This is a genomic window from Psychrobacter sp. (assembly GCF_018260395.1).
Classification (GTDB): domain Bacteria; phylum Pseudomonadota; class Gammaproteobacteria; order Pseudomonadales; family Moraxellaceae; genus Psychrobacter.
In genome coordinates this window covers 10,836-24,470 of the sequence record NZ_JAGLBC010000020.1, presented here as the reverse complement: position 1 = coordinate 24,470, position 13,635 = coordinate 10,836, and the positions used below count along the sequence as shown (strand labels likewise).

Here is a 13,635-nt window from a genome sequence, read left to right as displayed (position 1 = left end):
GTTGGCCTTTTGTTGCCAAAGGTTTTGTCATGATGATGGTGGTGTTTATTACTATTTTAGTCAGTTATACGCTGCTTATAAACGGCAAATTACAACAAATTAAAGCTGAAGAAAATAAGCAACAGATACTTCAAGCTACCTACCAGTCTAATCAGGTACAAGTTAGTCAGCTAAAAAGTGAACTTTTGGCAGATGATAAAACAGAACAGCAGCTTGAATCATTAGCTCGTCTTCTACCAAGCAATGAAACCGTTAATTTACCCCAGCTATTTAATGAATTGGCGGTGAATAGTGAAGCAATCATTGAAGATGTAAAAATGAGTCCTGAAGTTAAGCAGGATTTCTACAGTGAGCTACCCATACGCTTAATAGTGTCGGGGAACTATCATCAGTTGGGACATTTTTTGCAGAGTTTGTCTGCTTTGCCACGTTTAATTACGACTCATGATTTTGAGGTAAAAGCCAAGCAATCTGCTAGCTCAATGACAGCACAACAAGCTAAGTCACCCGTTTTACGACTGACTCTAATCGCTAAAGCTTACCGTTTGCAAGCCGATCATGACCCAAGTGCTAAAACTGATAATGGTACTAAAACTGATAATACTTATAATAATGATGTTCCTAAAACGAACTCTGAGTCTAAGAAGCTAAGTGAGGCCAAGAATTTATATGAAAACAATAAGGTTCTGTCAGGTTTTAACGACAATGTAACTAAGCTGGAAAAGCCCAAATCGCATATGCGAGCTTATCAGCCAAGTAGTCAACGCAGTCCTTTTAGCTTACCTAATTTTGTTATGTCTAACCTGGCTTTTGCTGGCAAATCTAATACAGACGACAATCAACTGCAAATACAACCTGTACCCTCACCAGTTATACAACCGCGCCATCCTTTAAGTGATTATCAATATAGAGGCATGATGGCCAGTATGGGCAACATGAAGTATGGGTTAGTACAACGTCCTGATGGGCTCATTGTCTCTGTTCGAGTAGGACAAAGTTTGGGTCAAGATCATATCAAAGTGATAGAGATCACTCCCACTCAGATTAATTTAAGTGAGCGAATCAACGATCCTAATATGGGTTGGACTAAGAAAAGATTGGCTTTAATAGCGCCTGTCTCAAACTCATAGCTTACTAAGACACTACTACACTAAACAGCTCTTTGACTAGACAGCCACCCCATTAAAAATCACTTCATATAAAGCCATTTAGGAAAACCCTATGACAGTCACTTACGCCGCTTTTAAGCTGAACTGGTCGGGTTTAATACCTACCTTAAGGTTATGCAAGCAAACAACGCCAATTTTTATAGTATGTACTGTGTTAATCATAATAATTGCGGTAGCTACCAAGGCACATGCCAATAGCACTAGTATAAGCGGTTTTATCAAACAGACCTCAAGCATTGATAGTAATAAGCCACAATATAAAGAATATTTGCTACGAGAGGCAGTAAGTTATCAGTTGATGTCAGATGGGTCTGAAAAAGTTGAAATCAATTTACCGAGTAATACGATTGATATAAGTTTAGAGCGACAAGGTAATAAAATACTATTGCGCCTTAATAACATTAAGGTTGAGCCAGGACTAATATATCATCAGCAGTCAGACGATCGTTTGCTGCGCTCTATAAATAGCACCAATAAAGGTAGTCAAGGTTGGTTGAATATTGAGTTGGCAAAGGATTTTGACTATCAAAGTTACCAATTGGACAATAAACTGACCTTAAACATACAGCCGACTAAACGTCTGATCAACGCCAATGGCCTTTCGCCTAGCATACCAACAAACAGCTATCAGACAAACAGCTATACCAAAAACAGCCAACCTATAAAGCATTACAAAGGCAAACCCATTTCTGTAGATTTTCAGAATGTAGAGGTACGCAGTGCGCTGTATTTATTATCACAATTTATGGAAACTAATATTGTCGCAAGCGATGCGGTGACTGGTACTATCATGCTAAATTTAACAAATGTGCCCGCGGATCAGGCGTTAGATATTATTCTAAGCAGTAAGCACTTGGGAAAGCAGATAGATGGCAATGTGATTTTGGTGGCACCCTTAGCAGAATTGGCAAAGCGACAAGATAATCAATGGAAAACTCGCCAACAAAGCATGGCAATGGTCCCTTTGCACAACGAATATATTCGCCTAAATTATGCAAAAGCCAGCGCAGTCTACGATCTAATATTGAAAGCCAGTAGTGACAATAACCCTAATACAAGCAAGACTTTTATCCAACAGTCAAGCGTGTCTGAAGATGCCCACGCTATAAGCACCACTTTATTGTCTGATCGTGGTGTGATAGCGGTGGATACACGTACCAATACGCTAATAATTAAAGATACTGCCACAAGTCTTGATAATATTAGAGCGTTGATAGCCAAAATAGACATTCCGGTACAACAAGTGATGATTGAGGCAAAAATTGTTAGTGCTACAGACAATTTTAGTAAAGAGTTGGGCGTCAAATGGGGCATATTGTCTAATGGCGTTGCCAACAATGACGCTTTATTGGTGGGTGGCAGTGATCAAACCTTGGCAGATTTAAAGAAATTTAGCCTGCGTAACACTAGCTTTAAAGGTAAATCTATCAGTTACCCTGATTATGCGGTGTCTCGCCCAGACAATCTGAATGTTGATTTGGGAATAGCCAACCCAGCTGGAAGTATCGCGTTTGGCATATTGAGTATGTCAGATCTAATGATTGATTTAGAGTTATCGGCGATGCAAGCAGAAGGTCGTGGTGAAGTTATTTCAACCCCCAAAATACTGACTTTAGATAAGCAAACGGCTAGTGTTTCATCGGGCACCAAAATTCCTTATCAAAGTGAATCAGAAGGCGGTGGCACGACCACTCAGTTTGAAGAGGCTTTATTAAGCTTAGAGGTGACGCCAAATATCACCCCAGATGGGCAAATATCGCTACAGCTTAATATTGAAAATGGCAGACCCAATCCAGTGAGTAACGGAGTTATTCTGATTGATACCGACCGATTAAGCACCAATGTCACAGTTGCCAATGGACAGACCATTGTATTAGGCGGCATTTATCGCAATCAAATTTTTAATAATGTCGAAAAGGTCCCTTTCTTTGGTGACTTGCCATACTTGGGCCGACTGTTTAAAAAGGACAAACGGCGCAATGACAAACAAGAGTTGCTTATTTTTGTTACGCCCACGCTCATAGTGAATGAATCGTCTTAACTATATTGTCTTAACTTTTTCAGCTTAACAATGTCATCTTATAACATTGAATGGGCTAACAGCGATCTACTACAATCGGGGTTAGAGGTTATAAAATATTTAAAGGAAGTTATCAAAAGATAAGTTGTTAATTGATTAAGCAATGAGTTTAAAGGGTTTTAAGAGTTTATAAATTAAGTGGTTTGAGTTAGTGACTGTTTTTACTTTACATATCCTATTATGGATATGATTCGCTAGAGTTGCTATTATTAGCGCGATCTAATTTTAGATTAAATCGACTAAGTATATTCAAGTTGGATTAAATAATGATAGCATTGATATGTTAGGTCATTTTTGGGTTAGTAAACTATTTTTAGCTATAAGCTGTTTTAAGTTTAATGCGATTGTTCAGCTAGGCAGGACGAAGTGAAAAAATGCCTGTATAATCTGTGAATTTATGTGAGAGATAATAATGCAATCGACATTGCCGTCATTATTTATTGTAGGCCCTATGGGAGCAGGGAAAACCACGATTGGAAGGTTGCTTGCAAAACATTTAGATCGTACTTTTATTGACAGTGATCACTATATATGTGAACAAACAGGTGCTGATATCCCTTGGATTTTTGAAAAGGAAGGGGAGGCTGGCTTTAGAGAGCGTGAAGCAAAAGCCATAGCTGAGTTAACTGAATTACCCGATATTATACTAGCAACTGGGGGCGGGGTAGTCACCCAAGCTCAAAACCGTGAAAATCTAAAAAAGCAGGGCATTACTATATATTTACGTGCCAATGTTGATGTGCAACTAAAAAGAACCTCTAAAGACAAATCACGTCCTTTATTAAATAACCCTAACCCCCGGGCTGTGCTACAGTCATTGTTTGAAGTACGTGATCCATTGTATTCAGAAGTTGCCGATATCGTGGTTGAAACTGGAGATGGCTATCCTAGATATATGATGAAAAAAATAATAGAAGCCTTAAAACAAAAATATCCCGAGTATCTCATTGAAGGATAGCCTCAACCTGTAGTAAAGCGTTGTAAAAGCCCAAAAGTAAATATGGAACATCTATGAAAGCTAATTTAACGGTACATACCCAAAGTCATGATTATCCTATTGTGATTACCAGTGAATGTGACATGGCGCAAGAGATAGCGCCTTTTATTAAGGGTAAACAGGTGATGATTGTCACCAATACTACTGTAGAAAAACTATATTTGCAGACCTTGGTTGAAGGGCTTAAAGCTGACTTTGAGGTTCTGAGTGTGGTCTTGCCAGATGGTGAACAATATAAGACGCAGCAGTATATAGATAAGATTTATGATGCTTTAATGGACAATCACTGCAATAGAGATGTGACTTTAGTAGCTCTTGGCGGCGGCGTAATTGGAGACATGACAGGTTTTGCGGCGGCTTCGTTTATGCGCGGGGTGGATTTTATTCAAATCCCAACTACGCTATTGTCACAAGTCGATTCTAGTGTCGGTGGTAAAACTGGTATCAACCATCCTAAAGGCAAAAATATGATAGGTGCATTTTGGCAGCCACAAATGGTATTGGCCGATATGCATACCTTGACTACTTTGCCTAGACGCGAACTTTCGGCAGGTATGGCGGAAGTTATTAAATACGCACTGATAATGGATGAAGCATTCTTAACATGGCTTGAAGACAATATGGCAGCTCTTATGTCATTTGATAAAGTGGTATTGGCAGAAGCGGTTGGCAGATGTTGTCAGTATAAAGCAGATATTGTAGCCCAAGATGAAAGAGAGTCAGGTAAAAGAGCCTTATTGAATTTCGGTCACACTTTTGGTCATGTGATAGAAACACATGAAGGGTATGGACAATGGTTACACGGTGAAGCGGTTGCCGCTGGTATGGTCCAAGCTGCTCAGCTCTCACAAAAAATGGGCTGGATTAGCGATAAAGATTTGCAGCGTATTTGTGCGGTGCTTGAGTCCTCAGAGCTGCCTATCAAACCTCCGGTTATTGATACACAAACAGCACTTGATTTAATGCAGCATGATAAAAAAGTAAAGTCAGGACAAATTCGATTGATTTTGTTAAAATCACTAGGCGAAGCAGTAGTTACTGCTAACTTTGAGCAGACATTACTTGAGGCAGTCCTTACAGACGCAGTATAATAGTCTTTATGGTTATGCTTTATCTTTAGTTGGGCTGGGCTGGGTTAAATTAAAGCCTAGCTATCATTTACTACTATTTAGATATATTGATTAGCTCTTTACAATATTTGTTCTTTACTATCTACTTTTTAATTGGATTTGCTCTATGGCAATCACTCAAAGCTCACCTACTAATAAACTTGATAAGTCGCAAAAGAATAAAAAACGCATTGTAGCAAGTGTGTGGCTTATCATGGCTTTATTAATAGGCGCTGCAACGCTGGCTTTGTGGATGTTTAGCTCAGCCCCTATCTTTGAGGATGAGAAAGAAGCACAGAAAGAAGCACCACCTGAAGCACTGGCGTCTCATATTGAGAAGGTCACACATATTGACCAATTGAATGAGCTAAGCAAAGACGTCAAACCCATTTCATTTGATGCTCTGGTCAGAGAGTTGCGTGATTATCCAGTAGAATTTAAAGACTCTAAATACCTTAAAAAGAACAAAGGTAGGTGGACCGTTCAGGTTATGGACGTGTCAGAACATGAAATCATTACCGATTATTTAGCTTCAAGAAAAGATAGAAATAAATTTGCTTACTTCCGTTATCGGGATGCTAACAAGCAGCCACGTTATTTATTGACCTATGATGTGATGGGCACTAAACAACAAGCTATAAATGAGGCGCAGAGTGTTAACTTTGGCTTACCGGTGAATGTAAAGGTTATCCCTGAAGAGATCTCAAATTATTTAAATATTATTGAGAACTACGAATTGACTGGTCCTGTTAAAGATTTGTCTACCAATAGAACTCGACAAGTCAGGTTGCAACCTACTAGCCGTGAGTTGGCTGCTCGTCGTAAAGAAAATGCCTCTCAGTCTAGTAATACTAATAATACCAGTAATAATAGTAGCAATGGTTATAGTAGCAGTAAGCGCAATGACAGCCAAAGTAACAGCAGTGCATCGTCATCGCAGTCGACTCAACAACAATCACAACCTAACAATACTGGTATTAGAGGGTCAAGTGATACGAGTAAAACTTTATCAGTTCAAGAAGAGCGAAGAGTAGTTAGTCCTAGCTCAGATAATAGTGATTCATCGCAACCTAAAGAAACCACTAAATCTAAAGAACCTACTAAAGCACAAGAAAGTAAGGACAAAAAACCAGCTGAAACTGATAAAACTCCTCAAAAATCGACCAATAGTAGTGAAGTTGATAATATTACACGACTGATTGATGAAAAGTCTCAATAATTAATACCCAATTCATTGGTATGGATTCTATAAAAGGCACTTTAATATAAGTGTCTTTTTTTTGAAAATTTTTTATCAACATTTATCGACTATGGCATCGTAATTTTTCAAGTTAATAATTATTTCTTGATTGTCGCTACACTTTGGCATGCAAGGCTTAAATACTATTAACGCTATATTTAGTGATTTAGATTTGGCTATTTGAAGAAATAAAAATAGGTTTTACAACGTTAAAATACCGATTAATCAAAAGCTTTATTAGCTATTGCATAAAAATAAAATGTGACTAAAGAATCAGGTAAGTCGTTAAATTTCACTGGATTTTATACCTATGTTTCTCTAATATGGGTGATACGACGTTTAGCAATGTTATCGCAGGTATTTAATTAATTGATGATAAATACTTATTTGTACTCTAATTAAAAATTATTGATTATAGATAGCTACTAATTAATTTTTTTATTAAAAAAATTATTGTGAGTAGGTGTGGTTCTTTAAACTTATTGCTTTGCGTATTATTTAATCATCGGTTAAGACGCTTTATTAGATGATTAATATATATGTTTTATAAGTCCGATGAAATGTTACCTATTATTTTAGTTTTATCTGACTTATAGATAGGGTGTGAATGTTTAGACGATGTATTGTTGTTAAACATTAAGCTCATTAAGCGTTACTGTCATTAAAATATACAGTAAGATGTCTATTCGAACTCTCTATTTTTTGGCTCACTACCTGAAACAGTTATTAAAGTTATTCGTATAACTGTGCCTATCTTGAACACTCATAAGTGATGAGCATATTTCGTCACATGATTAAGGACACGCCATGACCCAGAATTTTATAGCCCATTCTGCCGATCGTAATTACTCCGATAGTAAAATTCTTACAACCTCTACAGATACTCCTATTAACGATCAGCCAACTTATTTAGCTTCTCCTGAGGATTTTACAGATAACTGTGGTTTTGGCCTAGTTGCTCATATTGAAGGTAAACCAAGCCATCACTTGGTAAAAACTGCCATTCATAGTTTAAGTTGCATGACCCATCGTGGCGGTGTTGCTGCCGATGGAAAAACTGGGGATGGTTGTGGTCTACTGTTGGCTAAGCCTGTCGAGTTCTTTAAGACGGTTGCATCAGAGCTAGGGTTTAAGCTTGAAGATAACTTTGCAGTAGGTATGGCGTTTTTGAACCTAGACGATAATCTTGCTACGCATAGTCAAAGCGTACTGGATAAAGAAATTGAAGAACAAGGGTTGACTGTTGCAGGCTGGCGAGATGTGCCGGTTGATTTGTCGATAGTGGGCGAGATTGCTCGTGAAACTTTGCCACAGTTCAAGCAAATATTTGTAAATGCACCACAAGATTTGAGCGCTGAAGACTTTAACCGTAAATTGTATGTGGCTCGTAAGAAAGCAGAGATTGCTTTAACTGATGATCCGTTATTTTATGTCACCTCATTAAATTGTGATACGGTCATCTACAAAGGTTTGATGATGCCATCAGACTTGCCAGCTTTTTATAGCGACTTACAAGACAGTCGTCTGCATTCTCATATCGTCGTATTCCATCAACGCTTCTCAACCAATACGTTACCGCGTTGGCCACTGGCTCAACCTTTTCGCTATCTGGCGCATAATGGCGAGTTGAACACCATTACTGCCAATCGTAACTGGTCAGTAGCGCGTACGCCTAAATTAGAAACGCCAAAGTTACCAGAAATCACTCAGCTACATCCGCTGGTGAACCGTACCGGATCTGACTCGTCAAGCTTAGACAATATGCTTGAAGTACTAATCTCAGGTGGTATGAGCTTATTTCATGCCATGTCTATTTTAGTCCCACCTGCATGGCAGAATGTTGACAGTATGGACATGGATTTGCGTGCCTTTTATGAGTTCTATTCTCAGCACATGGAACCATGGGATGGTCCTGCAGGTCTAGTTATTCAAGATGGCCGATATGCAGTATGTATGCTGGATCGCAACGGCTTACGTCCTTCTCGTTGGGTAACTACCAAGAACGGCTATATCACGGTAGCTTCTGAAATAGGGGTTTGGGATTACGTTGCTGAAGATGTGATTGCTAAAGGTCGTGTAGGACCAGGTCAGATGTTGGTTATTGATACTTTAAATGGAGAAGTGTTGGACGACCAAGTGATTAGTAATCGCTTAAAAAAAGCGCATCCTTATCGCAAATGGTTACGTGAAGAAGCGACTCGAGTTCGTGAAAATGAGCAGATCGAAGAAAAACTGCTAGAACAAGGGGTTCGTGGTGAACCGCTAAAAGCACTGCAAAAGATGTTTAACATCACTAATGAAGAGCGCACTGAAATCATTCGTCCTAATGCCGAAAATGGCCAAGAGCCAGTAGGTTCTATGGGTGATGATACACCAATGGCAGTATTGTCTAAACAAGTGCGTAATGTGGCAGACTTTTTCCGTCAGCAGTTCGCTCAGGTCACCAATCCACCGATTGACCCTTTACGTGAATCTATCGTAATGTCTTTGCAGACTTGTTTGGGTGCAGAGACCAATATTTTTAACCCAACGCCTCGTGATGCGCACCGTATTATCTTATCATCACCAGTGTTGTCACCAAGCAAAATGCAGCAAATTGAAGCACTTGATGATCCTGCCTTCTTGAGTCAGCGTATCGATATCAATTATGACGAGTCATTGTCATTAGATACCGCCATCAAACAAATTTGTGAGCAGGTTAAACAGGCAATTTTAAATAATAAAACGATAATTATTTTGTCAGATAAGGGTATTGAGAAAGGTAAACTGCCTGCCAATGCTATATTGGTAACTGGCGCAGTGCATCATTACCTAATCGACATAGGCTTACGTACTGATGCCAACCTAATTATCGAAACTGGTATTGCACGTGACTCACATCAAGTGGCAGTTTTAATTGGATTTGGGGCAACGTGTGTCTATCCTTATTTGGCGTATGATGTAATATCAGATCTAGTATCTTCGGGCGAATTATTGGGTGATCCGTTACAAGCCCGTGCTAACTTCCGTAAAGGTTTGGACAAAGGTTTACTTAAAATCTTATCCAAAATGGGTATTTCTACCATTGTATCTTATCGCGGTGCTCAGTTATTTGAAGCTGTAGGCTTGTCAGACGAGATCGTCGAGCTGTGCTTTAAAGGTGTTCAAAGTCGTATTAAGGGGGCGACCTTTGAAGACTTAGCATTAGACCAAGCTTTATTGGCGAAGAATGCCTTTAGCCGACGTGCGCCACTAGATCAGGGCGGTATGCTGAAGTTTGTATTCAACAAAGAATATCATGCGTTTAACCCAGATGTAATTAACACCTTACATAAAGCGGTTCGTACTGGGGATTACGAAAATTATCGTGAATATGCCAACCTTGTAAATAGTCGTCCTGTGGCCACGCTTCGTGACTTATTACAATTAAAATCTCAAAATGGTATCTCAATAGACGAAGTTGAAGATATTACCGATATTCTGCCACGCTTTGACTCAGCAGGTATGTCACTAGGCGCTTTATCTCCTGAAGCTCATGAAGCCATTGCTATGGCCATGAACACTATTGGTGGACGCTCAAACTCAGGTGAGGGTGGTGAAGACCCAGTCCGTTACGGAACCATGCGTAACTCCAAGATTAAACAGATCGCTTCAGGTCGATTCGGGGTGACGCCAGCTTACTTGCGCTCAGCACAAGTTTTACAGATTAAAGTGGCGCAAGGGGCAAAACCGGGCGAGGGTGGTCAGCTACCTGGTGGTAAAGTGAATTCACTTATTGCCCGTCTACGCTATTCTGTACCAGGTGTAACTCTAATTTCACCTCCACCGCATCATGATATTTATTCTATTGAAGATTTGGCACAGCTAATCTTTGATTTAAAGCAAGTGAATCCAGATGCGTTAGTGTCCGTAAAATTGGTATCGCGCCCAGGCGTGGGTACAATTGCAACTGGGGTTGCTAAAGCTTATGCAGACTTAATCACAATCTCAGGCTACGACGGTGGTACAGCAGCTTCACCACTATCCTCTATTCACCATGCAGGCTCGCCTTGGGAGTTAGGTTTAGCAGAGGCACACCAGTCATTAAGAGTGAATGGTCTACGTGACAAAGTACGTATGCAAACAGATGGCGGTCTAAAGACAGGTCTTGATGTGGTTAAAGCGGCCATTTTAGGTGCTGAAAGCTTCGGTTTTGGTACCACACCAATGATTGCTGTTGGTTGTAAGTATTTAAGAATTTGTCATTTAAATAACTGTCCAACAGGGGTGGCAACTCAGCAGGCTCGATTACGCGATGAGCATTTCATTGGCGAAGCGGAAATGTTGATTAACTTCTTTAAGTTTATTGCCACTGAAACTCGTGAGTGGTTGGCCTTCTTAGGCGTGCGTTCCATGGAAGAGCTAGTAGGTCGTACTGACTTATTAGAGGTTCTTGAAGGTAGTACCCAAAAGCAGCGTAACTTAGACTTGTCGCCATTATTACATAGTCATCCTGCGGCCGAAGGCAAGCCACAAACTTGTCAAGTTGAGCGTAATGAGCCCTTTGATAAAGGCTTATTGGCTGAAAAAATGATCGACGATATGATGATTGCCATTCGACAAGGTCAAGGCGGTACTTATAGCTATCAAGTAGGTAACTGTGACCGTTCTATTGGGGCGCGTATCTCAGGTGAGATTGCTCAAATCTGGGGTAACTTAGGCATGTCGGACACTCCTATTAAGCTACATCTGGCTGGAACAGCAGGTCAAAGCTTGGGTGTGTGGAATGCAGGCGGTCTACATATTGAACTTGAAGGCGATGCCAATGACTATGTAGGTAAAGGTATGGCTGGTGGTGAGATTGTGATTTATCCGCCTAAAGGTTCCACTTTTGCATCACAAGAAACAGCCATAATTGGTAATACTTGTTTGTATGGCGCGACCGGTGGTAAGTTGTATGCGGCAGGAACTGCAGGTGAACGTTTCGCAGTTCGTAACTCAGGGGCACACGTGGTCGTTGAGGGCGTGGGTGATCACTGCTGTGAATATATGACAGGCGGGGTGGTCACGGTATTGGGTAAAACGGGTTTGAACTTCGGTGCGGGTATGACCGGTGGTTTTGCGTTTGTTCTAGACTTAGATAATACCTTCTTTGATCGTTGTAATCATGAGTTGATTGACTTGCATCGTATTTCAAGCGAGCAAACAGAAGAGCATCGTATTTATTTGAAACGTATTATTGAAACTCACGTTGAAAAAACCGGCAGTGCTTGGGGCCGTCAAATCTTAGCTGACTTCGAGCATTATGTCCGTAAGGTATTCTTAGTGAAACCAAAAGCCGCTAATATGGCGTCTTTATTACATAGTACAACTGCCGATCCTCAATAAGCCGCTCTTAGGCCTTATACTGTGGTCTTGATAAGTCGGGGCCATAGTGACATAACCGGTAATTGGTTTACTTTCAACCGAATATTTTGTCCAAGTGAGGGATGAACCCCTCTTGCGGCAGGTTTTACCGAATGCAGAAGACGATAAGCTAACTATTTTAGTCCTATCGTAGCTACTGGTAATACCAACTTATGGAGACAAAACCCTAATGAAGCGTATAAACAATAATTTTCAGTTTTTAGATGTGCCTCGTCATGATCCTGAGAAAAAAGACATCGTCACTCGCTCAACTGACTTTGTAGAAATTTACACCCCCTATGAATCACAAGAGGCGGCCAATCAAGCTCACCGCTGCTTAGAGTGTGGTAACCCATATTGTGAATGGAAATGTCCGGTACATAACTATATTCCTAACTGGCTAAAGTTGGCTACTGAAGGTCAGATCTTTCAAGCCGCTGAACTTTGTCACCGTACCAATACCTTGCCTGAAGTTTGTGGTCGCGTTTGTCCTCAAGACCGTTTGTGTGAAGGTGCCTGTACTTTAAATGATGGCTTTGGTGCAGTAACTATTGGTAGTGTTGAAAAATATATTAATGATACTGCCTTTGCCTTAGGCTGGCGTCCTGACATGAGCGATGTACAGTGGACCGATAAAAAAGTAGCTATTATTGGTGCAGGTCCTGCTGGTCTAGGTTGTGCTGATATCCTAGTTCGTGCGGGCGTGAAGCCTGTTGTCTTTGATAAGCGTCCTGAAATCGGGGGTCTTTTAACCTTTGGTATTCCAGAATTCAAAATGGAAAAACAGGTCATGACCAATCGCCGTGAAGTGTTTGAAGGCATGGGCATCGAGTTTCGTCTAAATACTGAAATCGGCACCGATGTAACTATCGATCAACTCTTAGAAGAGTATGATGCGATCTTTATGGGTATGGGTACGTATACTTATATGCGTGGCGGCTACCCTGGTGAAGAGTTGAAGGGTGTGTATGACGCTTTAGATTATTTAATTGCTAACGTAAATCGTTGTAATGAATGGGAACAAAATCCTGCTGAGTATATTAATTTAAAAGACAAGAAAGTAGTGGTGCTAGGCGGTGGTGATACGGCAATGGACTGTAATCGTACGGCCATTCGCCAAGGCGCAGAGAGAGTGGTTTGTGCTTATCGCCGTGACGAAAACAATATGCCAGGGTCTTTACGCGAAGTAAAAAATGCCAAAGAAGAGGGCGTAGAGTTCTTGTTCAACCGTCAGCCTACTGAAATAATCGGCTTAAATGGTCAAGTAACTGGCGTTAAAGTTGTCACCACACAATTAGGAAAGCCTGACAATCGTGGCAGACAACGTCCTGAACCTATTCCAAATTCTGAAGAGATCATTGAGTGTGATTCGGTGATTATGGCGTTTGGTTTCCGTCCAAGTCCTGCAAACTGGTTTGAAGCTAGTCAAATTAGCACTGACGAATCTGGTCGTGTGCTAGCTGCTGAAGAACAAAAGTTTAAGTTCCAAACCAATAATCAAAAAGTATTTGCCGGTGGAGATATGGTACGTGGTTCTGATTTGGTGGTTACCGCCATTTGGGAAGGTCGTGAAGCCGCAAAGGGTATTTTGGATTATTTAGAAGTGTAAGTTGTAGACATAAGAAACTTAAAAATTTAAAGCAGGTTTTGTGTTTTAGACTTATTCTTATGCCAAA

The 13,635-nt window shown here is 40.4% G+C and carries 7 protein-coding genes; all 7 read left to right on the top strand.

Features of this window, described 5'->3' with window-relative positions; all coding sequences use genetic code 11:
- Positions 1 to 1,130: pilus assembly protein PilP (locus tag QZ265_RS03070; protein WP_296403293.1), on the top strand; the 1,130-nt coding region annotated here is incomplete at its 5' end.
- A 91-nt stretch (positions 1,131 to 1,221) separates the two neighbouring features.
- A complete protein-coding gene (pilQ, locus tag QZ265_RS03065; protein WP_296403291.1) occupies positions 1,222 to 3,210 on the top strand; it encodes a type IV pilus secretin PilQ in 1,989 nt (662 codons plus the stop codon).
- A 451-nt stretch (positions 3,211 to 3,661) separates the two neighbouring features.
- Entirely contained in the window at positions 3,662 to 4,207 is a 546-nt protein-coding gene (aroK, locus tag QZ265_RS03060; protein WP_296403289.1) for a shikimate kinase AroK, read from the top strand.
- 53 nt (positions 4,208 to 4,260) lie between these two features.
- Positions 4,261 to 5,337: a 3-dehydroquinate synthase gene (aroB, locus tag QZ265_RS03055; RefSeq protein WP_296403287.1), complete on the top strand. Its 1,077-nt coding sequence runs from the start codon at positions 4,261 to 4,263 to the stop codon at positions 5,335 to 5,337.
- Between the two features lie 145 nt (positions 5,338 to 5,482).
- The gene (locus QZ265_RS03050) at positions 5,483 to 6,574 is read left to right on the top strand and encodes a hypothetical protein (RefSeq protein ID WP_296403285.1); all 1,092 of its coding nucleotides are present in this window, start codon (positions 5,483 to 5,485) and stop codon (positions 6,572 to 6,574) included.
- A gap of 828 nt (positions 6,575 to 7,402) precedes the next feature.
- Complete coding sequence (gene gltB / locus QZ265_RS03045; protein ID WP_296403283.1) at positions 7,403 to 11,941, top strand: glutamate synthase large subunit; 4,539 nt, start codon at positions 7,403 to 7,405, stop codon at positions 11,939 to 11,941.
- Between the two features lie 208 nt (positions 11,942 to 12,149).
- Entirely contained in the window at positions 12,150 to 13,568 is a 1,419-nt protein-coding gene (locus QZ265_RS03040) for a glutamate synthase subunit beta (RefSeq protein WP_296403280.1), read from the top strand.
- Positions 13,569 to 13,635: the final 67 nt, after the last annotated feature.

What these genes read in the sequence shown, in the direction of transcription:
- QZ265_RS03050 (WP_296403285.1), top strand. Translation starts at nt 5,483, where the DNA reads ATGGCAATCACTCAAAGCTCACCTACTAATAAACTTGATAAGTCGCAA.
- QZ265_RS03040 (WP_296403280.1), top strand. Translation starts at nt 12,150, where the DNA reads ATGAAGCGTATAAACAATAATTTTCAGTTTTTAGATGTGCCTCGTCAT.
- aroB (WP_296403287.1), top strand. Translation starts at nt 4,261, where the DNA reads ATGAAAGCTAATTTAACGGTACATACCCAAAGTCATGATTATCCTATT.
- pilQ (WP_296403291.1), top strand. Translation starts at nt 1,222, where the DNA reads ATGACAGTCACTTACGCCGCTTTTAAGCTGAACTGGTCGGGTTTAATA.
- gltB (WP_296403283.1), top strand. Translation starts at nt 7,403, where the DNA reads ATGACCCAGAATTTTATAGCCCATTCTGCCGATCGTAATTACTCCGAT.
- aroK (WP_296403289.1), top strand. Translation starts at nt 3,662, where the DNA reads ATGCAATCGACATTGCCGTCATTATTTATTGTAGGCCCTATGGGAGCA.